Genomic DNA, 25940 nt, shown 5'->3' on the forward strand with positions numbered 1-25940 from the left:
TGTCTTTATCTGGTATCTGGCACATTATAAAAAAAATCGTTTTTCTAATTCCTCTTCCTTCCCTTTAAGTTGTTCTTTCGTCCAACGGCCCTGGTGCTGCAAGCTTGAAACAAATATATTGCAGAGTGAAAAAACTATCTGGAAGAATGTTGCTGCATGGTAGTTAACGCAATGGCTACTTTGGATCGAGAGGGTCGATCTAAATAATTGCAAATTAATTGCCCTGTTTTTATTAGTCGATTTAAATCAACTCCGCATTGGATTTCCATACCATTTAATAAATAAACGACGTCTTCTGTAGCGACATTTCCACCAGCACCTGGCGCATAAGGGCAGCCCCCGAGACCACCAACGGCGCTATCAATAGTAGTAATTCCTTTTTCTAAACTGACATAAATGTTTGTTAGCGCTTGTGCATAAGTATCATGAAAATGAACGGCTAGTTTTTCCACAGGAATTTTCTCGGAAACTACATCGATCAGCTGCTGTGCTTTAAACGGTGTCCCAACCCCAATTGTGTCTCCTAACGAAATTTGGTAACAGCCTAAGCAAATTAATTTTTCAGCTACTTGGAGTACTTGTTGTGGTGATATATCTCCTTCATAAGGACAACCCAGTACGCAAGAAACATAACCCCGAACAGCAATAGCATTTTGCTTCGCTCGTTCAATTACTCGTGTGATGCGATTTAAACTTTCTTCAATCGAACAATTGGTGTTTTTTCGAGAAAAGGTTTCTGAAGCAGCAGTAAATACAGCAATTTCTGAGGGTTTGGCCACCAATGCGTCGTCGAAACCATGCTCATTAGGTACTAATGCCGTATAACGAACATTAGGGTACCGTTTAATTTTATTCATAATCTCCGTATGATCCTTCATCTGGGGAATCCATTTAGGAGACACAAAGCTAGTTGCTTCAATGACTGATAAGCCAGTCTGTGACAATTGATTAATAAATTTAATTTTCAATTCAGTAGGCACCATGGAAGCTTCGTTCTGAAGTCCGTCTCGCGGACCCACTTCTACGATCGTAACTTTTTGGGGTAGAGGCATCAGGTTACAATAGTTTCTAATTTGGCAAAAGCTTTATAGGGTAAAGCGCGATCTACCCATTTTAAACTGTCTTTGAGTATGCGCTTAATATCTAATTTTGTAAATTCACCTTGTTTAAGTAATTGTTTGCCTGCCACCCACACATCGCTCACTTGGAGTCGGTTAGTCGCATACACTAAATGTGATATGGGATTAAAGACGGGTTGAGTGAGATAAGAGCTTAAGTCCACAGCAACTATATCGGCCAATTTCCCAATTTCGAGTGAGCCAATTTTATTTTCTAATCCTAGTATTTTAGCTCCATTCAAAGTTGCCATCTTAATAGCTTCTTCAGCTGGTAGATGCGTGGGGTCTGCGCCTGATACTTTAGCAGTAAAAGCAGCGGTTCTCATTTCGCCGAATAAATCGAGATCGTTATTGCTCGCTGCTCCATCCGTGCCAATGGCTACATTGACTCCTGCTCGTAGAAGTTTGGCGATGGGAGCAATGCCACTAGCGAGCTTTAAATTAGATTCTGGACAATGAACCACATTGGTTTGCGTTTTTCGAACAAGCTCAATTTCTTTTGGTGTCAGTTGTGTCATGTGCACGGCGATTAGGTGTTGGGATAATAAACCAAGCTCATGCAATCGAGCGAGTGGTCTTTTTCCATATTCCTGTAAACCTTGTTCAATTTCATGTTTTGTTTCATGGATGTGCATGTGAACAGGCAGATTGTATTGTTCAGATAATTTTATAATTTCTTTTAAAGCTGTGTCGCTGACTGTATAGGGTGCGTGTGGTGCTAAAGCCCAGGAAATGAGGGGGCGGATCTCATTTTTGGTTAGAGTTTCTTTTGCACGAGATAAATAAGTTTTTTCGTCTTTGGCCCACTCAGTAGGAACATTCATCACAAGTATTCCAACACAAGCGCGAATACCTGCTTCACTAGCAACTTGAGCAATTGTGTCATGAAAAAAATAATGGTCATTAAAACAGGTTGTTCCACCGCGCAACATTTCAGCAATAGCCAATTCGGTTCCTGTGCGAACAGATTCTGCATTGATCAAAGCTTTTTCAGCAGGCCAGATATGTTTTTGTAACCAATCCAGTAATTGGAGGTCATCTGCTAATCCACGGAAAAGATTCATTGGAGTGTGCGTATGAGAATTGACCAAACCCGGCATTATCACATGGTCTTCCAAATTTAGATAATCTGTGGTGCGATATTTTTGCTTAGCTTTTTCTAGAGATAGAAGGTCAATAATATATTCGCCGCGAATGACTAAAGCATGACGCTCTAGAATTTGATTCTGGGGCGCGATTGGGAGAATCCACCGTGCACTGATGAGTAAATCAATATTTTCCATAAAAAATACCTCCATAATAAACGGATGTCATAGTAACGGAATGATAATGCTCGGTCTAGTTGATATTCTCTGCATCGCATTAAGCAGAAAATCTACCTTTGCTTACAAGCCCACTAAGATGTGATATAATATTCCTCTTTGTACAGAGAGGTAACAAATTGTTTTAATTGGAAAAAACAGAGGAAGCGTCATGGCGGAATTTGCACATGAAATTATTCCCATCACTATCGAAGATGAATTGAAACAATCCTACCTCGATTATGCTATGAGTGTGATTGTGGGTCGAGCATTACCGGATGTGCGGGATGGATTGAAGCCAGTGCATCGTCGGGTTCTCTATGCGATGAGTGAATTAGGAAATGATTGGAATAAACCGTACAAGAAATCTGCTCGGATTGTGGGGGATGTGATTGGTAAATACCATCCTCATGGCGACGTTGCTGTCTATGACACAATAGTAAGAATGGCGCAGCCTTTTAGCCTCCGTTATTTGTTGATTGATGGCCAAGGTAATTTTGGTTCTGTTGATGGCGATGCACCTGCAGCTATGCGCTATACCGAAATTCGGTTGTCGCGATTTGCTGACGCCTTAATGGCAGATCTCGATAAAGAAACCGTGGATTATGTTCCCAATTATGATGAAACTGAAACGGCACCGTTTGTTCTGCCTACTCGTATTCCCAACTTATTAGTCAATGGTTCTTCAGGTATTGCGGTAGGAATGGCGACTAATATTCCTCCTCATAATTTGAATGAAATTATTGATGCTACTCTAGCGTTAATTGATAATTCGGATTTAACTGTAGAAGAACTCATGCGTTATGTACCCGGGCCTGATTTTCCAACGGCAGGAATTATTAATGGTCGTAACGGCATTATCCAAGCATATAAAACCGGCCGAGGGCGTATTTATGTGCGTGCGAAAGTTGACATCGAAGTTACAAAAAGTGGGCGTTCCCAAATTATTGTTTCTGAACTTCCTTATCAAGTGAATAAAGCACGCTTGTTGGAAAAAATTGGCGAATTAGTGCATGAAAAGAAAATTGAAGGGATTTCTGGGTTGCGCGATGAATCCGATAAGCGCGGTATGAGAATGCTGATTCAAGTAAGTCGTGCTAATAATGCGGAAGTTCTACTCAATAATCTTTATGCCCAGACCCAATTGCAAACGGTATTTGGTATTAATATGGTGGCTTTAGATGACGGTCAACCACGCGTATTAAATTTAAAGCAGTTACTAAGTGCTTTTTTACAACACCGTCGAGAAGTTGTAACGCGCCGAACTCTTTTTGAATTACGTAAAGCTCGCGAAAGAGCACATATTTTGGAAGGGCTTGGAGTCGCTCTGGCCAATATCGACGAAGTAATTGCTCTTATTAAAAAAGTGAAAACTCCTAGGATTGCTAAAGAAAACTTATTAGCAAGAGCATGGAAACCTGGGGAGGTGGCGAGATTATTACAAAAAATGGAAAGCGATCGCACTCGTCCTAAGAATTTAAAGCTTGAATACGGATTGCAAACCGACGGTTATCATTTGTCGCCGGCACAAGCGCAAGCTATTTTAGATTTGCGTTTGCATCAATTAACTGGTCTCGAAAGCAATAAAATTCGTGAAGAATATATTGCTATTATCGATTACATTGGTGAATTAATTTCGATTATTTCTGATCCTAATAAATTATATCAAGTTATTCGGGATGAATTAATTGACGTCAAAACTCAATTTGGCGATGCGCGTCGAACTGAAATTTTCGATGTTAAATCGGATCTAACAAATGAAGATTTAATTCCTGAGGAACATTTATTTGTAACTTTGTCGCACGAGGGTTATATCAAATCGCAATCGTTAAGTAGTTATCAAGTCCAACATCGAGGGGGACGAGGTAAGCTTGCTGCAGCAGTAAAGGAACAAGATTTCGTAAAAAATATTCTCGTGGCAAATTCCCATGATACGATTTTATGTTTTTCTACTTACGGAAAAGTATATTGGCTTAAGGTTTATCAAGTGCCGCAAGGTGGTCGCACTTCACGCGGACGTCCGGTCGTTAATTTACTTCCGTTGGCTAAAGACGAACACATTTCTACTATATTGTCTATACGTCATTATGACAAATCTCATTTTGTTTTTATGACTACAGCTCAAGGCTCGGTGAAAAAAGTTACATTAGCTGAATTTTCTCAACCCCGAACGAATGGGAAAATTGCATTAGCATTGAAAGAAGGGGATCGCTTAGTAGGAGTTGATATTACTGATGGAAATAAAGAAGTAATGCTCGTGACTGATGTGGGCAAAGCCATTCGTTTTCATGAAAATGAAGTACGTGAAATGGGGCGCTCAGCACGGGGAGTGCGTGGAATTAAATTGAAAGAAAACCAAAGTGTAATTGCGTTAATTATTGTAAAACCAGGAGGGTATATTTTAACAACAACTATACATGGCTATGGACAACGCACGACTATAGAAGATTACCGACCCACAGGTCGAGGCGGCCAAGGTGTTATTGCCATTCGTGTCAATCGTCGTAACGGAAATGTAGTTTCCGCCGCCCAAGTGTTTGATAACGATGAAGTATTGTTAATTAGCGATAAGGGTACTTTAGTTCGCATCCGTGTGAATGAAATTTCACAAATGGGGAGAAACACTCAGGGAGTTCGATTGATTCAGTTGGCACAAGAAGAATCTTTAGTGGGAATGGAGGCTATTTCTGCAGAATTAATAGGAGAACAGGAATAAGGGTTAAAATATCAGCACAAGGATTTTTTTATGTCTCGTATTTACAATTTTTCTGCTGGTCCAGCCATGTTGCCAGAAACGGTTTTTTGCACGGTAGGTGATGAATTATTAGATTGGCACGGCACCGGAATGTCGATAGCGGAAGTTTCCCACCGTGGTGAAGAATTTAAAAAAGTCGTTGAAGAGTCGGAACATGATCTTAGAGAGCTATTGGCGATTCCGGAAAATTATCGGATTTTATTTTTGCAGGGTGGGGCTCGATTGCAATTCTCTATGGTGCCCATGAATTTAATGGGTAACCATAAGGCTGCAGTTTACGTCGATTCCGGAATTTGGTCCCAACAGGCGATTGAAGAAGCAAAACGTTATTGCAATCTTCATTTAGCGGCGAGTGCAAGGAGTTTCCATTATAAAACCCTTCCTGATCAAGCTACCTGGGATATTCCCCAAGAGGCAGCGTATTTATATTACGTTGATAATGAGACAGTAAACGGAATTGAATTTCCCTTTATTCCTGAAACGAGCTTGACCTTGGTTTGTGATATGTCATCAAATTTATTATCGCGTCCTTTTGACGTCTCGCGATATGGATTGATTTTCGCTTGTGCTCAAAAAAATATTGGAATGGCCGGATTGACGATCGTAATCATTTGTGAAGATTTATTAAATCGAAATCCTCTTCCAGCAACTCCCAGTTTTTTGCATTATGCCTTACACGTCAAAGAAAATTCGTTATGGAATACACCACCGACATTTGCTTGGTATATTGCGGGTTTAGTTTTTAAATGGTTAAAAAAGGAAGGAGGCCTTTCGGCTCTAGCTGAACGTAATGAACGAAAAGCGAAAAAATTTTACAATGCTATTGATAAAAGTAATTTTTATCATAATGCAATCGATCCTAAATATCGTTCGAGAATGAATGTTGTTTTTACCTTAGCAGATGAAAATCTTAATTTTCTTTTTTTGAAAAAAGCTGCAGAAAATGGTTTGGCAAATTTGAAGGGGCATCGTTTGGTAGGCGGGATGCGAGCTAGCATTTATAATGCGATGCCAGAATCCGGCATCGATGCCTTAATTGATTTTATGCAACAGTTTGAAAAACAGCACGGTTAAGAAGATGGACTATTACATTATCGCATCAAATAATTTAAATGGCGAAATTTGTGTTCCGGGTGACAAATCGATTTCTCATCGAGTGGTGATTTTAAGCGCTATTTCTGAAGGACGAACGCAGGTGAATGGTTTTTTAATGGGTGCCGATAACCTAGCTACAATAAGCGCCTTTCAAAAAATGGGTGTCACTATCGAAGTGATCGAAGATGAAAATATATTATTAGTGGACGGAGTGGGAAAGGATGGATTAACTGCTCCACCCGATGTTATTGATTGTGGTAATTCGGGAACAGCTATTCGATTATTAACCGGCTTATTAGCAGGACAATCCTTCACTACTACTCTCACGGGTGACCAGTCTTTAAGGCGTCGTCCCATGAAGTTTATTATTGATCCTTTGGTGCAAATGGGTGGAAAAATTGAATCGGCTGAAAACGTGCCTCCACTTAAAATTAGCGGAAATTCTAATTTAAAAGGGATTCATTATCATTTACCTATCGCAAGCGCTCAAGTGAAATCTTGCTTATTATTAGCAGGATTATATGCGCAGGGGGAAACTTGCATCACAGAACGAGTGCCTTCTCGTGATCACACGGAGCGGCTGTTAACGCATTTTAATTACCCTGTGCGAGTCGAAAATCTTCGTACTTGTCTCTATGGGGGAGGTATTCTTAAAGCAAGAGATATTTCGATTCCTGGCGATATTTCATCGGCCGCTTTTTTCATTGTAGCAGCAACTATCACACCTGGTTCTTCTGTTTGTTTGCGCCAGGTAGGTCTAAATCCTACACGTCTTGGTATTATAAATTTATTAAAAATGATGGGTGCGAATATTGAGATTGTAACTCATCAAGAAAAAAATGGAGAACCTGTTGGTGATATTTGCGTGCGCTATGCTCCTCTTGATGGTATTGAAATTCCGCAAGAACAAGTGTCGCTCGCTATTGATGAATTTCCTATTCTATTAATTGCTGCCGCTGCTGCGCGAGGGCAAACTGTATTGCGAGGTGCCAAAGAATTACGAGTAAAAGAAACTGACCGCATTGCTGCTATGGCAGAGGGGCTGCAAAAGTTAGGAATTAAAGTAGAATCGCTTCCTGATGGACTCATTGTTCAAGGAGGGAAGTTTCAAGGTGGAACGATTTTCAGTTACGACGATCATCGCATTGCCATGGCGTTTGCAATTGCAGGGACTGTAGCAAAAGCTCCTGTGCGTATTCACAATTGTAAGAATGTTAAAACTTCTTTTCCTAATTTTGTTGAGTTAGCGAATGAAATAGGAATGGAATTAAAGGTTCTTTAAATTTAGGCAGAGATCTTTAATCCTTTCCAGTGGAACGAAATATGACTAATCTAAAAAAACAAGCCCCGGTTATTACCATTGATGGTCCTTCCAGTTCTGGAAAAGGGACTATTGCTCTTAGAGTCGCTCAAGCTTTACATTGGCATTTTTTGGATAGTGGGATTATTTACCGTGCGATAGCTTGGGCATTATCTTACTACGGTGTTTCCTTAGCAGACCAGAAAGGGATTGCTGATCTTCTAAAACGACTTCAAATAGCAGTCGAAAGCCAGCCTGTTGTTAGAAAGCTAAAAGTTAGTTGTGATAACCATGATATTACGGAGGCCATCCGAACCGAAAAGTGTGGCGCTTTGGCTTCTAAGGCTTCGGCCTTGTCGGTGGTTCGGCAAGCCCTTCTTAAATACCAGCATGATTTTCGTCGTTGGCCGGGATTAGTGGCTGATGGTCGCGATATGGGAACGGTTGTTTTTCCCAACACTACTCTTAAATTCTATTTTGATGCCGATCCACAAGAACGCGCTTACCGGCGCTATAGGCAGTTGCAAAGACGAGGGATTAATGTTAGCCTGCGTGACATCCAAGAAGATTTGGAGGAGCGTGATCACCATGACGTTAACCGAATAATTTCTCCTACCAAACCCGCAGCGGATGCTCTGATTATCGATACCACTAAATTAAGTATCGAAGAAGTCTTTGTAAAGGTTATGAACCACATCAAAGAGCGGGGACTTGGTTAATTAAGTTAGGGGTCTTGCCTATCTGTTTAGACAGGATAAAATTTAACGATAACCCATACCTTTGGTATAGTTAAAAATAATGTGTGAGTGCATGAGCGAAAATTTTGCTGATTTATTTGAAAAAAGTTTAATAGAAACTGATTTACGGCCTGGTGCCTTAGTTAAGGCTACTATTGTTGAAATTGGACCCGACCGGGTAATTGTTAATGCCGGTCTTAAATCCGAAGGAGTTATACCTGCTTCTGAATTCCGCCACGAAGAAATTCACGTGGGTGATAAAGTGGATGTGGTGGTTGATACTCCTGACAATGGTTTTGGTGAAACCCGCTTATCACGTGAAAAAGCACGCCGTACGAAAGCTTGGAGCCAGGTTGAAAAATCTTATAAAACCGGAGAATTGGTTAAAGGCAAGATCGTAGAACGGGTTAAAGGCGGATTTACTGTGGAAATCAATTCAATTCGCGCTTTTTTGCCGGGTTCTTTAGTAGACCTCAAACCCATTCGAGACCCAGATTCCCTCAAAGATACCGAACATGATTTCAAAATTATTAAGATGGATCGCCATCGAAATAATGTTGTTGTTTCCCGACGTGCCGTAATGGAGGCTGAATCTAGCGCTGAGCGTCTCGCTCGATTAGAGGAACTCCAGGAGGGGCAAGAAGTTAAAGGGATTATTAAAAATATTACTGATTACGGTGCTTTTGTCGATTTAGGAGGCGTTGATGGTTTGCTCCATATCACTGATATGGCTTGGAAACGCCTCAAACATCCGAGTGAGTTGCTTGATATAGGGGATGAGGTTCACGTTAAAGTTCTCAAATTTGATCGCGATAAAAATCGTGTGTCGTTAGGAATGAAACAATTGGCCGATGACCCCTGGTTAAATATTAAACGACGCTACCCCGTAAACTCGCGAGTATTTGGAAAAGTAACCAATATCACGGATTACGGTTGCTTTGTTCAACTCGAAGAGGGTGTGGAAGGGTTAGTCCATACTTCTGAATTGAATTGGACTAATAAAAATATTCATCCCAGTAAAGTGGTTCAACCTGGAGAAGAAGTCGAGATTATGGTGCTTGAAATCGACGAAGAGCGTCGTCGTATTTCATTGGGGATTAAACAATGCAAGCACAATCCATGGCAAGAATTCGCTGAAAAACATCAAAAATATGAAAAAATTACAGGTAAAATTCGCTCCATTACCGATTTTGGCATGTTTATTGGATTGGAGGGCGATATCGATGGCCTCGTACATTTATCCGATATTTCTTGGTCAGAAAGTGGTGAGGAAGCAATTCGTCGTTATAAGAAAGGTGATGAAGTGGAAGCCATTATCTTGGCGATCGATCCTGAACGTGAGCGAGTTTCTCTGGGGATCAAACAGCTCGAAGGCAATCCAGTAGAAGAGTTCCTGGAAAAACACGATAGAGATGCGACCATCCAAGCCAAAGTAAAAGAAATTGAAAGAAAACAAGCTACTTTAGAATTGGGCGAGCAGGTGTTTGGTCAAATGCGCTTAGCAGACTACACCTATGATCGTGTAAAAGATTTGACAGAGGAACTCAATGTAGGTGATGAAATCGCAGTCAAAATCATTAATGTTGATCGTAAAAATCGTCTCATTCAAGTATCTCATAAAGCTGTGGAAGGACGTTCTGATAATGGAAGTCGGACAGTAACTGATGTGCCGACGAAAACTACTTTGGGAGATCTCCTCAAAGAGCAAATGCAAAACAAATAAGAAAAGTAGATCGATAAATTCGATAAATCCTTCAGGTAAAACTGTCTCCTGTTTCTCCCCTTATAAGGGGAGAAACAGCACTATTTCTCTCTTTATCCCATTATAAGTCTCTACAAAATTATTCCTCTGAAGCGCTCTGCGTTTTTATGAGCCAAGCATCTCTTATTAATTTCAGGTAGAATATGACTTGGAAAACTCCTCGAGTAACTGAATGAAGGATGGACTTATGCGTTACATTTTATATCTTTTTTGGATATTAATTATTTTGTTAGGTATTACCTTTGCTGCTCTTAATCCGCAAAAAATAGTTCTCAATTATTATCTGGACACACAAGCCATTTATTTGCCGTTGATAATTTTATTAGCATTGTTGGTTGGTGCAGCATTAGGAATTATCGTTTTGTTGCCTTCCTGGATTAAAAATAAAAACACCGTTCGTCAGCTTAAATATAAGGTAAAACAAATCGAACAAGAAGTGGAAAATTTACGAACTATTCCAATTAAGGATGTTCATTAGTGATCGTCGAAACACTTTTTTTATTATTGCCTGTAGCAGCCGTCGGAGGGTGGTTTGCGGGTCATCGAGTTTCATTTAGAAATAATTCTAAATTGTCGCCCGCTTTGCGCCACAATTATTTTAAGGGTTTAAATTATTTAATCAATGAACAGCCTGACAAAGCTGTCGATGTTTTTATTAAATTACTCGAGGTTGATACAGATACGGTAGAAACGCATTTAGCATTGGGTAGTCTATTTCGTCGCCGTGGCGAAGTCGATCGTGCTATTCGTGTTCATCAAAATTTAATTGCTCGACCCCAACTTGCCAAAGAACAGCGATTTCATGCTTTATCTGAATTAGGGCAAGATTATTTGCGAGCTGGGGTATTGGATCGTGCAGAACGTTTATTTCTTGAGCTCGTAGAAATGGGGGAAGAGAATCAAGGCAGCTTACGATTTTTGTTACACATTTACCAGCAAGAGAAAGATTGGCAAAAAGCAATTGAGACTGCGCAAAAATTATTGGCCTTGGGTGAGCCTGTTCGAGATATTATTGCTCAATACCATTGTGAATTGGCTGAACAACTGATTGATAAAGGACACCCTTCGCAGGGCGCTTATTACTTAAAGAGAGCACAAGCCATAGATCCTAATTGTGTCCGTGCCAGTTTGCTTCAGGCTCGTCAAGAAAGTGCTGAGAAACATTATAAAGAGGCCATTGGATGTTATAAACGTGTCATCGATCAAGATCCCGATTATATTTCCGAAGTGGTGGCAGCGCTTGTTGAATGTTACCAGCATATAAATGAAGAAGAAAAATTGGTTGTTTTTTTTAAAGAGTGCTTAGTGCGATATTCTCGAATTTCGCTCGTATTAGCTATTTCAGATTATTTGCAACGTCAAGAAGGAGAGAAGGTTGCTATTGAGTTTGTAGCCCGACAAATTCAGCGACAACCCTCCTTGCGAGGGCTTGCCCATTTGGTGAGCTTATATCTACTCAATTCCAGTGGCGATACTAGAAATAAGCTATTAATTTTGAAGAGATTTATTGAGAAACTGCTGGCAGATAAGCCTATCTATCGATGTTCCCATTGTGGTCTTTCTGGAAAAATGTTGTTTTGGCTTTGTCCGAGTTGCCAACATTGGAACACAGTAAAGCCTATTCAAGGCTTGGAAGGAAACTGAAATGGAAAAGAAGGCTGAACCTAAAATTATCGTTTCTATTGATGCCGACACTCGGGATCAAGCATATGAAGAAGTGTCTTCATTAGACCCCCAATTATGTCATCTTAAAATTGGAAATATTTTATTTACACGTTATGGGCCTTCGCTCGTTGAAGAACTAATGCACAAGGGTTATCAAATTTTTTTGGATTTAAAATTTCATGATATTCCGCAAACAGTAATTGGTGCTTGTCGTGCGGCTGCGCTTTTAGGCGTATGGATGATTAATATTCATATCTTGGGTGGACGAACTATGCTGGAAACTGTGGTCGATTCGCTACAAAACGTGGCGATTGCTAAAAAACCGCTTTTAATCGGCGTTACGGTTTTAACGAGTTTAGATAGCAACGACTTAAAAACGTTAGGAATTAACGACGATCTATCCGTGGTGGTTTCCCGTATGGCAATGCTGGCTAAAGAATCGGGATTGAATGGGGTAGTCTGTTCAGCGCATGAAGTATCTGCTTTACGTAAACAATTGGGATCAAATTTTTTATTAGTAACGCCTGGTATTCGTTTGGCGATGGATCAAAAAAATGATCAGAAACGTACCATCACACCCGAAGCGGCTATTAAAGCGGGAAGCAATTATCTCGTCATTGGTAGACCCATAACCCAATCTAGAAACCGGAGAGAAACCTTACAAAGGATTACGAATTCGATAAAAAAAGTGATCTAACGAATCATAAACATCCCCACATACCGATGACCCTGTATTGTTCTTTTTAAAATTCAAATGTTCATTGGAGCATTTTTTCTGTACAAGCAAAGCCCGCTGCCGTTAGCAGATATCATCGCACATCAGTAGCTTCACAGAAATTGGGACCTATCAATATCAACACCGATGATATCAGTCCTTTGGTTACCCTTAAGGGGATTGGGTCTAAAAAAAGCGAAATCCGTTGTGGCGTATCGTCAAAAACAGCATAATTTTAAATCGATATAAGATTTGGCTTCTGTCCAGGGTATCGGAAAAAAAACTATCGATCGAATCGTTAAAAATAATCCGAATTGCCTGACGGTAAATTCTTTAGAACTTAGTAGTAGCCTGGATTGCCATCCCACAATTCAGGCTATTACTCTGTAATAAATCCCGCTTGAATAGTCTTTTTAACGCTTGTTATCATGTTCCTCTTGTAGTGGATCAATAGAAGTGTTCAATTTTTTAGGTCAGTAGGAGAGGTGAATTATGGAACTATTAAAAAGTGGTGTAATTGCATTTTTAGCTTCGTTATTTTGTATTTGGCTCTTACGACCTTTAGCTATCCGAATTGGGTTTGTGGACCGTCCCAATGGACGGAAATGGCATAAAAAAAATGTCCCTTTGATTGGGGGAATCGCTTTATTTTTTTCTTTTTGCTTTGCTTTATTAGCACTTTCAACATCGTTACTTCCTTATCGAGGAATGTTAGAAGGCAGCAGCATTTTAGTGCTTATGGGCGTGGTAGATGATTTTAGAGATTTAAGTTCTAAGCTGCGCTTGGTGGGCCAATTATTTGCGGCATTGCTGATGATTATTTGGGGGAATGTGATCCTTTCTAATTTGGGTAATTTATTTTTTGGGGGGGATTTGAAAATAGGTTTATTGGCAATACCTTTAACGGTATTAGTGGTATTAGCTAATATTAATGCGATGAATATGGTCGATGGTCAAGATGGCTTAGCCGGGGGTGTTGCTTTAGGACAAGCGGTTTTATTACTCTTTTTAAGTGCGCAGTTACAATGCTTTTTGGATTTTCAATTCTTATTTATTTTAATTATTTTGCTAATTGTTTTTTTAAGTTTTAATATGCGATTTCCCTGGCGCAGACATGCCAGTATTTTTTTGGGAGATTCTGGAAGTACCTTTATCGCTTTCCTATTAGCGTGGTTTGCAATTGACTTATCCCAGAAAAATTCTGAATTGATTAAGCCTATGACGATTCTGTGGATAATGGCTTTCCCTCTTTTCGATTTGATAAATGTCATTGTCTTGCGAGTTCGACAACGAAAGCCCATATTAGTAGCTAGTCGGGACCATTTTCATCATGTCCTACATGTGGCAGGTTTGAATGCTTCTTTATCTACTTTGTTATTATGTACTTTATCCTTTATTTTAGGGCTGATTGGATTGGGAATGAGTTATCTCAGAATTTCTGATGCCTGGCAGTTCATTTTGTGGATAGCAGCTTTATTGTTATACATTTACATTGTAGAACTCACTCGCAAGCCTCTGATTACCAGCGTCAGCTTAGAAGCGGTGACGACTCAGGAAGGCTGAAAAACGACTTTTACTCAGTTAATTTATTTATAAGTAGTAAGGAGCTAATTCTATTTCTTCCCTGACTCCCAGGGTGAGGAATGTTCTCTTCGCCAAAGCGTGCTAGGAAATGCACTTAGTAAAAGTTTTTTAGAAAGGAAGGGATAGGGTGAATTAATCTTGTATCTAAAAAATCATTTTCGGAATTTTGCTTTCTCTTTGGTGATTATACTCAATTACCGTTTCGATACTAACCTACTCAGAAAAGATAAGGACATCCTTATTTTTTTATTTGATGGCTCTATTTGATACTAAAAAAAAGATTTTTTCGTGAGTAATGAAAAGAGTACGAAATTTCCATTGGGCGAAGTAATCGCTTTTCTTAATGCAACTGCATTTCCTTCAATAGATGAATTTTTCAGATAGTTGTTAAAAAAAAATCTTTAATAGCATGGTGATAGTTTCAAATGTTTTTTCATCCAAGAAGTTCTCATAATTTCCATAAAATTAAGTTTAGTTTGGAGTATCTGATTCTTGAGTAAACGCTTCGAAAAGATCCACCAAATGTTGTGAATGGACTTTGTGGAAACTTTCAATTATAGAATGGACATCTTTGAAACGACGCATAAAAACTCCTTTTAACGTTTTCATTTAAGACTTAATATATCGGGAATTTGTTGTAAATATTTAAGAATTTTATCAAGTGATTCTAAATTTTTAATTTCGATAGTAAGATTGATGTAACAACAATTTTCTAACTTATTCACATAGCTTTTTAATCCTAAAATTGAAATATTTTCATTAGTGATTGTATTAGTAACCTCGCGAATAATGCTAGGCTGATTATCAGCGATAATCATAACATCGATGGAATATTGTTTAGGTAAAGATTCATCCCGGTGGATTATTGTGACCTGCTGGGGACGATATTTAAGAGAGCCTGCTGGATATTAAAGCAATCTTGATGATGGATGGTTATTCCTCGTCCCTGAGTAATATAACTAACAATAAGATCGCTTGGAATGGGTTGGCAATACCGGGCCTAATTGGGTTAACAAATTACCTATTCTTTCCAGGCTGATGTAGGGACCAATTTTTGTTTGAAGCATTTCTGGTGGTGTAAGAAATGTTTGAGGCTCTGGAGTTTTTTTCTGAGGCTCGAAGGTAGTTCAATACCGACTGGATTTCTAATATCGCCTGCACCAAATAGCGGCTAACAAATCTGTTACGAAAGCGAAATTAAAAGAAGATATAGATTTGATTAAGAGCCTGTTTGTGAAAACCGGTTTTGGGATACTTTTTTCCCAGATTGCTTCTCCAGAGATTTTGAAATCCTGCTGTAATCAGGGTCCAGGTAGGGAAAAGCTCAATCTTCCATTTGCCATTTAAGTTGACTGACCATAGGCGATTAGATAATGGCGCGTAAAGATCCATAATTTTTTAGGCAATATCTTTTTGTAAAGAAGAACATTGATTGCGTAAAAAACGTAAGGTAACTAATCGCTCTGCTAATTTGATGAGTACGATACGAATATCGTCCACCATCGCCAATAAAATTTTCCACAGATTATCAATGAAATTTTTTGTTGAGAAAATTCACTAGCTCGAAGCGATATCTGATCAATAATATCCATGTGACAGACACCAATTTAATTACAGTGTCATCGATTTGGCTAGTTAATACCTCATTTTATTCTTTCAATTGTGTAAAGGCGGGATAAATTAACGCAGCAGCGAGTGTCTGATTATCACAACGGAGGTGTCGCAATTCGGAGGCGATGGCTAACCCTTTTTCCACTAGATCTTCTTTGAGCGCGGGATCACTTAATTATTCTGCCAATAAACAGGCCGCTCTTAACAGATGATTGTTTCGTTGCTTGTCTATTTGAGGCAACCATTGTTGAACTTTTTCTAACATTTTGTAAATAATGCTATGGCTTCTATATGATTGCTGTGAGGGAACATATCAATGAGACCTATATGGTTTTTAACAAATAACTACCCTTTAATAATAAATAACTACCCTTTTAATAATTCTTTCGCATCTTCTGCCAACGTTGTCGGATTGCAAGAGATATATACAATGTGTGGGTTATAACATTGGTTTTTACTATCCATTGTATGAGTGCTTTGGCGCCGCTACAGGGAGGATCTAATATGATTTTATCATAACAGGCGTTTTGCCAATTCTTCGCTGTAAGGGGAATGGAATAAATCTTCACAAAAAAAATCTGCATTTGAAATAGAATTATTTTGGATATTTATTTCTGCTTGTTCGACAGCGGTAAAATCGGTTTCAACTTCTACAACGTGCTTCACATATTTAGCCAAAAGTAATGAAAAATTACCGATACTACAAAATAAATCAATTAGTAGTTGTAGTTGGTCCTGAGACTTTAAATCAAGCACCATTAATGCTTGGTTAATCATTTGCAGATTAACGGAAGTAAGTATTTATTTAAATAAATTGATGAGGTAGAAATTGGATGGCGAGTTTCTTATTTTCTAAATGATAAGTTAAAGAATTCTTTTCTTTTTTGGCCAATACCAAATAAATGCTATCGAGTCTTTTAGGCTGTATTCTTTTAGGCTGTATTCTTTTAGGCTGTATAAATAAAGTATTAATTGGTATTCATTAGAAAAAGCGCAAAGTTTTTTCAGATCGGAAGGAGGAATAGGTGAAAGGTGTCTAACCGATAATAGCAGCTTGTTGATCACCCACTGCAATTTTTATTTGAGCAATCTTATTGTGTATTTCAAGTTGATATAAGAGTGTGCTAAAAACTCCAATATGTAGACTGATTTGAGGGGTCTACAATTTCACAGCGTTGAATATCAGCCACATAACGAGCATTTATTTCGCGAAATCTGATCAAAACTTTATCTTTATTACATATTTTACGATCAATCGCGCTTTTCGACGATAACCCCAGAGAGAACTTTGAATGGGTTTCATGAGTAATGCTGGTTGAATGCATTGCGAAGATAATGTTTCCAAAAGTCGTTCGGTTTTATAATTAATTTTCTGATCCTCTGAAGGATTTTGGAGTTCACAGGCCACCACATACGTCAAAATTGGCAGCATTGCGGTTGTGCTGTGCCAGCGAGTTTATTTTGTTGCATTGAATTTCTCATAGTCTGGACACTTCACTTCACCGCAGGCACAATAGTACCTCTATGAGTCTAGCCATTGCCATTCTGGGCGCTATTATAGCCATCTTCAGTATCATCATTTTGCATGAGTTAGGGCATTTTGTTGTTGCCTGTGCCTGCGGTATTAAAGTATTGCGTTTTTCTATTGGCTTTGGTAAGGCACTTTGCAAATGGAAGGGAAAGAGTGGGACGGAATATATTTTGGCTCTCTTGCCTCTAGGAGGCTATGTAAAAATGTTAGGAGAGGGCGATGAGATTACATCTGCTAAAGATGCCCATCGTGCCTTCAATCAAAAACCTCTTTTTATCCGAATGCTGGTCGTTCTTGCTGGACCGTTCACTAATTTTTTGTTAGCGCTGATTTCCTTCTGGGGGGTGTATCTGATGGGCGTGACTCATACTCGACCTATTGTGGGCGAAGTTGTCCCCCATTCAATCGCAGCGCAAGCAGGAATCAAACCAGGTGACGAATTAGTAGAAATCGATGGGAAAGCGATTAAAAACTGGCAGCAGGCTTTAATGGCAATAATTGCTCTAATGGGTGATCGGAATGAAATGGAGATGATGGTTAAGCCTCAAAATTCCTCTCAAGAAAGTTTGCGGAATTTGGAATTATTGAAGTGGAATTTAGATCAGCGCAGTCCAGATGTGTTTAAAAGCTTGGGTTTGCTTCCTTATCAACCGCGAATTCCTCCCGTCATCAATTCAGTAATGAAAGGGTCGCCAGCGGAAAGAGCGCAATTGCAACAGGGTGATCGCGTGAAGGCGATCAATGGTCAGCCCGTGAAAGACTGGCTAGAAGTGGTTAATATCGTCCGACAAAAACCAAATGAGAAAATTCAACTTACAGTAACGCGGAATGATAAAACTCATCTAATTTCCTTAACAACGGGTAAAAAGTATATGGAAGAGACAACGGTAGGTTATTTAGGTGTTTTATCGCAACCACCCCCTCAATGGCCTGATAATTTAATTTACAAAGAAGAGTATTCGTTCTGGGGAGCTTGGCGGTCGGCGGTAGAGCAAACTTGGCGGCTTTTGACTTTTAATGCGATGGTTATGGTAAAAATGATCATCGGCAAGGTTTCTATCCACACCCTTGGAGGTCCCATTACGGTATTTCAGGCGGCTGGGAAAGCAATCCAAGCTGGATTTCAAGTCTATTTAGGCTTTATTGGCTTTATTAGCTTAACAATTGGTTTCATTAACTTATTACCCATCCCAGGATTAGATGGTGGACATCTTTTGTTTCAGATAATTGAGGGTCTTTTTCGCCGTCCTGTACCTGAACGCATTCAAATTATTAGTTTAACCCTAGGTGTGGTATTCTTCATTTTCCTAATGGTTCAGGCGACAATTAACGACATCGCTCGTTTATTCTCGTTTATTTTTTAAATCATAAATTTGACTCATCTTTTATTGAATGTCTCAAGGGAGTTGTTAAGTTATTTCTAAAAAAATTAGAGAGATATTGTCATTTTTTTGCATACTCACCAATAAATAAAAATAATTTACCATATAACCCATTGAAAAATAATTTTACGATAATTTTTCTCTAAATTCATATTGTAGAGAATTTTTGTTCTCAATTAGGGAGCTCTGTTACCTTTAAATGATGAGTTAATATGGAAATTCGTCTTGGTTTTAGAAAAAAAAGAAATATAGTTTTACAGGATATGTTAGACCGCACAGGTCAGATAGCAAAGGTGAGCTTTAAAATAAACAATCACGGAGGATCTTTTATGAGAAAAGCAACTTGCTAGTGTTGTTGTAATTATCAGGCTTATTATGCATATGTAAAATCTTGCTGACTATTTTTACGGGGACTTCTCTCCCAAGTCGTTATACGGCTAATCAGTCGTTGCAATATCCATACTATATGTCTTAATTTAAGTAAGATCATTTTGATAAATTTATTTCCCCAAACCTGTCCACTATTCTTTATGGATGGCGGGTTTTTTTATCGTCATTGAGTTGAGGATGCTTTTAAGAATAGTTGCATTCTTTGATATTTTTGTCACAAAATGGATTTTACGCAATAAGTCAATGAACATTAAAGGGATAGTGGTGGCTATGACGCGAAGTAAATGCTTTTTTATAGCTCTTGAAATCGAAATTCTCCTCTCTTTTTTCTAGTAGGCAGTTGTTCCTCGTAGTCGAGAAGTCATAGCTGCGCAGTAATCTTTTATAGGGACAACAGCATGCTCTCATAATGTATTTTTACGGAAATATGACTGTTCGTTAAGCAAAATCGAGCTTGCTGAGGAACGAGGTGATCCTGATGTGCAATATGATTTGGGTTATATGTATTTTTATGGGATTGGAACTGTGCGCGATACCGATGTTGCGCTGCTTTGGATATGTCGAGCGGCAGCTCAAGAACAACCTTTGGCGATTCGAGCTACCCAAATTCTAAATCGGAAAGAATATCTGATGATGGGTGAGGTAAGCGGTCCTACCTAAAATGCTACGGGTCAAGTAACATCCAAGGCTGTTCGTCCTTCACTCCATAGGATAGAGTCAGTGTCTCAACTTAAGCAATAAGCAACTGGATATTCATGGCGCCAATACCCGGCCCGGGTACCGACGGAGCCTTTACATGAACATTTTCCCAGTTATCGAAGTAAATCATCACAAAAACTTAAAAAAGGCAATCGGAAACGCGGTCTCCACAATTAACTCAACGGGCCACTCCTCAAACAGCGTTGAGTGTGGCAGAGAAGGCTTTACTTAACTTAATTCATAGGGTGGACTATACCATCCTAATTGATGGCAAGCGTTGATTTGCCCACTATCAAAAGTTTTATTAAGCAGCATGACTTGTCGAAGAAGGCAAGCTATGTTTTGTGGGGGGTCTTCTGGAGGACACACAAATGGTATATGGTTCTCTATGGCTGTTTTAAAACTCCTGCGGAGGCTATAGTTTTCATTCAACGGGTACCTAAACCAACCCCCTGCTGGGTAAAATCCCTAAGAACTGTGAAACTAGAGATTCAGGTACAGGTAAGAGCCTAAAAACTGGTTATTTTTTCATTGTTTTGTTGGATTTTGCGGGAAATCCGTATATAGTGACAAAATTGTGATCCACTACTACGAGGAGTACCCATGTCAGTTCGGTCTTTGACTGCGCAACCTAAACCTTTTTATCTCATCTTTTTCATCGAAATTTGGGAACGATTTGGATTCTATGGAGTACAAGCGCTGCTCGTCTTATACATGGTCCAACGATTGGGTTATCAAGATAGTCATGCTGACTTCCTTTTTGCTGCTTTTAGTGCATTAGTTTTTTTACTTCCCTGTTTAGGCGGATATATAGGTGATAAAGTATTAGGAACTAAACGGACGATTTTATTGGGTGCAGTAGTTTTAGCACTGGGCTATTTATTATTATCCTTGCCAGAAATTTCCAGCCATCATCTTGCACTTCCCTTAGCTTTTATTGCAGTGGGGGTGGGGCTCTTCAAAGCCAATCCTTCCAGTTTGCTCTCAAAAGTTTACGAGGAGACACCTCATAATCTAGATAGTGGTTTTACCTTATATTACATGGCCATTAATATCGGTGCAGCCATTTCAATGAACCTCACCCCCATTTTAAATAAAATTTTTGGTTGGCATGTGGCTTTTTCTGTTTGTTGTGCTGGAATAATCCTTGCTATTTTGAACTTTCTTTTTATGCGGAAGACTATAGTTGGCGTTGGGTCTAACCCTGACCAAAAGCCTATGCGCTGGGATTATTTTAGCTATGTTTTATTGGGAACAGTGGGGTTAATCGTTGGGAGCAATTTTTTATTAAATCATTATCAAATGGTGTCTTGGCTTCTTTTGGGTGGGACTATCACTTTACTCTTCTCTTATATGACGTTAATTGCTAAAGCAGCGCCGGAAGAACGAAAAGGGATGTTTTTATTTATAATTTTATTCACTCAAGGTGTTGTTTTTTTCGTATTATATTTCCAAATGCCAACGTCGTTGTCATTGTTTGCTTTGCGCAATGTTCATCACTCAATACTTGGCATTCCGATTCAAGCGGCTCAATTTCAAATGCTAAATTCATTTTGGGTAATGGCAATGAGCCCAGTAATGGCTTGGTTTTACCAGGGATGGCATAAACATAATCGGGATTTATCATTACCAGCTAAGTTTTCATTAGGAACGCTTTTAGCTGGATTAGCCTTCTTATGCTTGTCATTGGGTTCTCTCTTCAATCACCACGGAGTAATTTCGGGTATGTGGTTGGTTTTTTCCTATTGGTTGCAAAGTACTGGAGAACTTTTGGTAAGTGCTCTTGGTTTGTCCTTGGCGGCCCGCTATGTGCCACAACGGTTTATGGGATTCACTATGGGCCTTTGGTTTCTGTGTGCTTCGATCGCTAGCATCATTGCAGGCAAAGTAGCTAGCATCGCCAGCATTCCTGCGAATATTTCCAAAGATCCTTATTTATCATTGCCTATTTATAACCACTTATTCATAAAAATTGGTTTAACGACGGTTGCTATTTCACTGGCCATGTTTACTTTGGTACCTCTTCTTAAGAAACTAACGGGAAATGACCGACAGGTAAGTGGTGAGCAAGTGGCGGATAGCTTATCGGAAAATCAGTTGGCGGAATTAGTGAATAATAAAGCCTAAGTAGCATCATCTTAGCTGGGACATTTTTCCCCTCCAAGGCCCCTAGACCTAGGGCCTTTTGCGCTTTCTTCTCTTGTCTGATTTCGGTAGACTAGAATCAATAATCATGTACTTAAAGACAATTAAACTCGCAGGATTTAAATCATTCGTTGATCCTACTTTAATTCCCATTCGTGGTGCCATGAGTGCCATTGTTGGACCTAATGGGTGTGGTAAATCGAATGTGGTGGATGCAATTCGTTGGGTCATTGGTGAAACCTCAGCGAAACAGTTGCGAGGACAGTCCATGAGCGATGTTATTTTTAATGGTACTACATCACGTAAACCGGTGGGGAGGGCTTCTATTGAGCTTCATTTTGACAATAGCGATGGTCGAGTAGGGGGAGCATATGCCCAATATGCTGAAATTGCCATTCGGCGAGAAGTAGAGCGCGATGGACAATCCAATTATTTTGTCAATGGAACGCATGTACGCCGACGCGACGTGGTGGACATCTTTTTAGGAACGGGGCTTGGGACTCGGAGCTACGCCATCGTCGAACAAGGAATGATATCCAATCTTGTCGAAGCAAAGCCTGAAGAATTGCGGGCGTATATCGAAGAAGCTGCGGGGATCTCCAAATATAAAGAACGTCGCCGTGAAACAGAAAATCGGATGTGCCACACTCAAGAAAATTTAGGTCGAGTCAATGAGATTTGTGAGGAATTGGCTAAGCAATTGCGTCATTTGAAGCGACAAGCGAATGCTGCAAAGCGTTATAAACTTTATAAAAAAGAGGAACGTTTATTAAGCGCCCAAATTAAAGCATTACAATGGCAAGGATTAAACCGTAAGATTTTAGAATTTGATCAAATGATTGATCGACAACACACATTACGAGAGGGAAAGCAAAGTGATCAACATCATATCGAAACCGAAATAGAAAAAATACGAGCACAATTAACAGAAATAAATGAAAAATATCAGGAAGTTCAGAAAGAATATTACGGGTTAGGAGTTGACATTGCCCGCTTGGAACAACACATTAAAGATACGCAAGAAAAAAATCAGCGGTGGCAAATGGAATTAGAAGAAAATGAAGGCGTTTGGAAAGAATTGCAAAACAATACTGCAGAATGTGAAGAACAGATTACTGAGTTGAAAGCGGAACTAGAGCGCTTAAAGCCCCAATCATCTACTATTAAAACCATTGCAATTACTGCTGCACAGGCCTTAGCAGAGGTGGAAGCGAATATGAATCGGTGGCAAGAAATATGGGAGGCTTTCCAAGCTGAGACGTCACAAATAGCCAGTCAGTTTGAAGTGATGCGCACGAAAAAAGAGCATTGCGAGCAACAATTAACTGAATTAGAAAAACGCCGTCAGCAATTTCAGCAGAATTTGAATCAGTTACAGCTTGAGAAGCTGCATAGTGAAATTTCTCCTTTGGAGGATCGATCGGCAATGCTAAGCAAAAACCTCAAAGAAACCCAAGCTCAGTTACAAACCTTTGCTAATGAAATTGCACTCCAACGAGAAGCGAATAAGGTGTTGCGTGCGGAATTGCAAACCTTGTATCAGGCTTTACAAGCTACGGAAGCGCGTGCGGCTTCGTTAGAGGCTTTGCAAAAATTGGCCTTAGAAGACACTAGTGAAGGTGTCAATAAATGGCTTTCCCGTCAAAGTTTAAAAGAGAACCCTCGATTAGGTCAAAACTTAACAGTAAATTCTGGGTGGGAAATTGCCGTAGAAACTGTATTGGGCGGATATTTTGATACAGTTTGTGTGGATTCATTGGAAGCATTTATTTCTCCTGTGACTCAACTCTCTGCGGGTAGGCTCACTCTCGTGGATCGAAGTACAATATCTGCAGAACCGTCTCAGGACAATAAAGCAACCCTTTCCAGCCAAATAAATAGCGATTGGCCTTTTCAGCATTGGTTAGCGGGGATTTATATTGCTGATTCTTTAGAGGAAGCTCAGCAATTGCAGCCTTCATTGCAAAATAATGAATCTGTGATAACTCATGAGGGAGTATGGTTAGGACCAAACTGGATCCGTATTTCTAAAATGCAGCATGCACAAAACGGATTTTTGGTCCGAGAGAAAGAGTTGAAACAATTGAAAAGCGACATTATTGAACAACAGGAAAAATGTAACGACCAAGAAGCACTTTTGAAGGAAGGCGAACAAAAATTAATTCAGCAAGAAGCAGATCGTGAATCACTGGTTCGGCTTTATCAAGAATTAAGTTCAGAAGCGACGACAATAAAAACTACCTTGAGCGCTAAAAGAGCGAGGTTGAAGGATGCCAAACAGCGACAGCTTCACCTGAAAGAATCGCTAAGCGATTGCGAGCAGAAAATAATCGAATACCAAAGGAAATTAGAATTCATCAAAACCAAAGCTCACTCCTTGAGCGATTCCAAAAAACAATTGATCACCCGGCGTGAGGAATTATTGCGGGAACGCGATCATTATAAACAAGCATTAGTTGAGCGCCGAGAAGAAGATCATCAAAAACGTAAAGAGGCTGACGAATTAGAACTTCGTTTATCGAGCAGTGAGGATCAATTGAATTTATTAAAACAAACCATTGTGCGAGATCAGCGACAATTAAAACAATTGACAAAGCGGCGGGAAACATTATCTCAGTACTTATCAGAAGGAGACAAACCTTTAGAAGCATTGAATCAAGAATTACAAGCACAATTGGATAAGCGATTGACTATTAAAAAAAAATTGCGTGAAGTCGAGGAAAATTTAGAAGAAATTAATCAAACTTTACATCGTCTTGAAAGCGAACGTTTCGCCACACAAAAAGCACTTAATGAAACTCAAGCTCAATTAGAGGAGTGTCGGATGCAACGGCAAACGGTAAGTGTGCGTCAAACTACTATTCAAGAACAATTAAATGAAAACGGATTTAATTATGAGCAATTGATGCGCGAATTACCTGAAGAAGCTGAAATTAATACTTGGCAAGAAAAACTCGATCACGTGGTGGAGCATATTCAACAAATGGGTCCAATCAATTTAGCAGCTATCGAAGAATATGAAAATATTAATGAAAGAAAAAGCTACTTAGATAAACAACATGCAGATTTAACAGAAGCTTTAGAAATTTTAAAAAATGCTATTCATAAGATTGATCGTGAAACGCGTGCTAAGTTTCAAGAAACTTATGATCGAGTCAATCAGCAATTTCAATCATTATTTCCATGCATTTTTGGTGGGGGTCGTGCAGCTTTGGGAATGACGGATGCCAACCTATTAACTACAGGTATTATTGTTCGTGCGCAACCACCTGGGAAACGAAATGTTACTATCCATATGTTATCCGGGGGTGAAAAAGCATTAACCGCTGTTGCTTTGGTCTTTTCTTTATTTCAGCTAAATCCGGCACCCTTTTGCGTTTTAGATGAGGTGGATGCACCGTTAGATGATATTAATGTTGGGCGCTTCTGCCAGTTGCTTAAAGAGATGTCAAAAGAGGTGCAATTTTTAGTAATTAGTCATAACAAAGTAACCATAGAAATGGCCGATTATCTGATGGGTGTCACCATGCAGGAGCCGGGTGTTTCACGCATCGTTTCCGTCGATATGAAGGAGGCTATTCGGATGGTGGAGGTGGCTTAGAAGGGATAGGTAAATTTTATGTGGTTCACTTTATTTTTAATATTTCTGTTGATAGGGGGGGTGTTGGATTCTATGGATTCGTTAGTGAAGACGGTTGGTAGATCGTCGGAGTTACTGTCCAGAATCATTGCTCTCGAAAGATTTCCAAAATGGCAAGGCGGAAATCGATATAGACGATGCTTTATTGTGACTCTCTATCTAATGGCACCTCCAGAATATACTTATAATGGGTATGAATTTATTGCAGGCCTTATTAGCAGCCGGCTTGCAGTATGGTGAGAAAAATATTTTCATCTGAATTGTCTAAAATGGGTAGTTTTTCTTGTCCTAATTTGGGTTGTTATTTCTTTTATTAAAGCGTGTGCCGGACCCAATGACGGCTTTTAATAGTATGTTAGAAACGGCAAGGGCAGTTAAGTGAAGATTTGGGTGGTAAAGTGTGGGATGAATTAAGAGCGGAAACCTTTAAATATGGATAAAGTTGCACAAATTCGAACTCGGATTCGTCATTTTGAAGAATCTCAACGGATACAGGATTTTTTTTGAAGA

Annotated in this window: 18 protein-coding genes and 1 pseudogene; 13 read left to right on the top strand and 6 right to left on the bottom strand. The window is 39.4% G+C overall.

What is annotated here, in order from left to right; genetic code table 11:
* Positions 1–134: 134 nt before the first annotated feature.
* Together CleRt_RS03820 and CleRt_RS03825 are read right to left on the bottom strand one after the other, a co-directional pair.
* The gene (locus tag CleRt_RS03820; RefSeq protein ID WP_048875154.1) at positions 135–1052 is read right to left on the bottom strand and encodes a hydroxymethylglutaryl-CoA lyase; all 918 of its coding nucleotides are present in this window, start codon (positions 1050–1052) and stop codon (positions 135–137) included.
* A pseudogene (locus tag CleRt_RS03825) lies at positions 1052–2404 on the bottom strand (TRZ/ATZ family hydrolase); the annotation flags it as partial. The gene CleRt_RS03820 and the pseudogene CleRt_RS03825, both read right to left, overlap by 1 nt.
* A 187-nt stretch (positions 2405–2591) precedes the next feature.
* Here CleRt_RS03825 and gyrA point away from each other — a divergent pair.
* The 9 genes from gyrA (at position 2592) to CleRt_RS03870 (ending at position 14011) form a co-directional block, all read left to right on the top strand.
* On the top strand, positions 2592–5135 hold the full coding sequence (gene gyrA, locus CleRt_RS03830; protein WP_048875156.1) for a DNA gyrase subunit A: 2544 nt from the start codon (positions 2592–2594) through the stop codon (positions 5133–5135).
* 30 nt (positions 5136–5165) lie between these two features.
* Positions 5166–6248 (top strand): 3-phosphoserine/phosphohydroxythreonine transaminase, encoded by a 1083-nt coding sequence (gene serC, locus CleRt_RS03835; protein ID WP_048875157.1) that lies wholly within the window; start codon positions 5166–5168, stop codon positions 6246–6248.
* Between the two features lie 4 nt (positions 6249–6252).
* Positions 6253–7551, top strand: a complete 1299-nt coding sequence (aroA, locus tag CleRt_RS03840; protein ID WP_048875158.1) for a 3-phosphoshikimate 1-carboxyvinyltransferase — start codon at positions 6253–6255, stop codon at positions 7549–7551.
* A 41-nt stretch (positions 7552–7592) separates the two neighbouring features.
* Positions 7593–8288, top strand: a complete 696-nt coding sequence (gene cmk / locus CleRt_RS03845) for a (d)CMP kinase (RefSeq protein WP_048875159.1) — start codon at positions 7593–7595, stop codon at positions 8286–8288.
* A 91-nt stretch (positions 8289–8379) separates the two neighbouring features.
* Positions 8380–10029, top strand: coding sequence for a 30S ribosomal protein S1 (rpsA, locus tag CleRt_RS03850; RefSeq protein WP_048875160.1), 1650 nt, complete (start codon positions 8380–8382; stop codon positions 10027–10029).
* Positions 10030–10255: 226 nt separating this feature from the next.
* Positions 10256–10546: a lipopolysaccharide assembly protein LapA domain-containing protein gene (locus CleRt_RS03855; protein WP_048875781.1), complete on the top strand. Its 291-nt coding sequence runs from the start codon at positions 10256–10258 to the stop codon at positions 10544–10546.
* The gene (gene lapB, locus CleRt_RS03860; protein ID WP_048875161.1) at positions 10546–11712 is read left to right on the top strand and encodes a lipopolysaccharide assembly protein LapB; all 1167 of its coding nucleotides are present in this window, start codon (positions 10546–10548) and stop codon (positions 11710–11712) included. Before CleRt_RS03855 ends, lapB begins: the two co-directional genes overlap by 1 nt.
* A gap of 1 nt (position 11713) precedes the next feature.
* Positions 11714–12430 carry an orotidine-5'-phosphate decarboxylase gene (gene pyrF / locus CleRt_RS03865; protein ID WP_048875162.1) on the top strand — a complete coding sequence of 239 codons (717 nt, stop codon included), beginning with the start codon at positions 11714–11716 and terminating at the stop codon, positions 12428–12430.
* A 510-nt stretch (positions 12431–12940) separates the two neighbouring features.
* Complete coding sequence (locus CleRt_RS03870) at positions 12941–14011, top strand: MraY family glycosyltransferase (protein ID WP_048875163.1); 1071 nt, start codon at positions 12941–12943, stop codon at positions 14009–14011.
* 626 nt (positions 14012–14637) lie between these two features.
* Here CleRt_RS03870 and CleRt_RS11690 read toward each other — a convergent pair.
* From CleRt_RS11690 to CleRt_RS03885, 4 genes are all read right to left on the bottom strand, one after another.
* A complete protein-coding gene (locus tag CleRt_RS11690; protein ID WP_371440252.1) occupies positions 14638–14898 on the bottom strand; it encodes an ACT domain-containing protein in 261 nt (86 codons plus the stop codon).
* Positions 14895–15014 carry a hypothetical protein gene (locus CleRt_RS14550; protein ID WP_503465669.1) on the bottom strand — a complete coding sequence of 40 codons (120 nt, stop codon included), beginning with the start codon at positions 15012–15014 and terminating at the stop codon, positions 14895–14897. Before CleRt_RS14550 ends, CleRt_RS11690 begins: the two co-directional genes overlap by 4 nt.
* A gap of 416 nt (positions 15015–15430) precedes the next feature.
* Positions 15431–15586 (bottom strand): HD domain-containing protein, encoded by a 156-nt coding sequence (locus tag CleRt_RS11695; protein ID WP_371440253.1) that lies wholly within the window; start codon positions 15584–15586, stop codon positions 15431–15433.
* 570 nt (positions 15587–16156) lie between these two features.
* Positions 16157–16444, bottom strand: a complete 288-nt coding sequence (locus CleRt_RS03885; protein ID WP_306686821.1) for a methyltransferase — start codon at positions 16442–16444, stop codon at positions 16157–16159.
* A 723-nt stretch (positions 16445–17167) separates the two neighbouring features.
* On the opposite strand from CleRt_RS03885, the gene rseP reads away from it, so the two are divergent.
* The 4 genes from rseP to smc all read left to right on the top strand — a co-directional run bounded on the left by rseP (position 17168) and on the right by smc (position 25391).
* Positions 17168–18538, top strand: coding sequence for an RIP metalloprotease RseP (gene rseP, locus CleRt_RS03895; protein WP_048875168.1), 1371 nt, complete (start codon positions 17168–17170; stop codon positions 18536–18538).
* Positions 18539–19426: 888 nt separating this feature from the next.
* Positions 19427–19606 (top strand): SEL1-like repeat protein, encoded by a 180-nt coding sequence (locus tag CleRt_RS03900; RefSeq protein ID WP_053097860.1) that lies wholly within the window; start codon positions 19427–19429, stop codon positions 19604–19606.
* Between the two features lie 642 nt (positions 19607–20248).
* Positions 20249–21772: an oligopeptide:H+ symporter gene (locus tag CleRt_RS03910; protein WP_048875170.1), complete on the top strand. Its 1524-nt coding sequence runs from the start codon at positions 20249–20251 to the stop codon at positions 21770–21772.
* 106 nt (positions 21773–21878) lie between these two features.
* Positions 21879–25391, top strand: coding sequence for a chromosome segregation protein SMC (gene smc / locus CleRt_RS03915; RefSeq protein WP_048875171.1), 3513 nt, complete (start codon positions 21879–21881; stop codon positions 25389–25391).
* Positions 25392–25940: the final 549 nt, after the last annotated feature.

The sequence above is a fragment of the Candidatus Coxiella mudrowiae genome, assembly GCA_001077715.1.
GTDB classification, from domain to species: domain Bacteria; phylum Pseudomonadota; class Gammaproteobacteria; order Coxiellales; family Coxiellaceae; genus Coxiella; species Coxiella mudrowiae.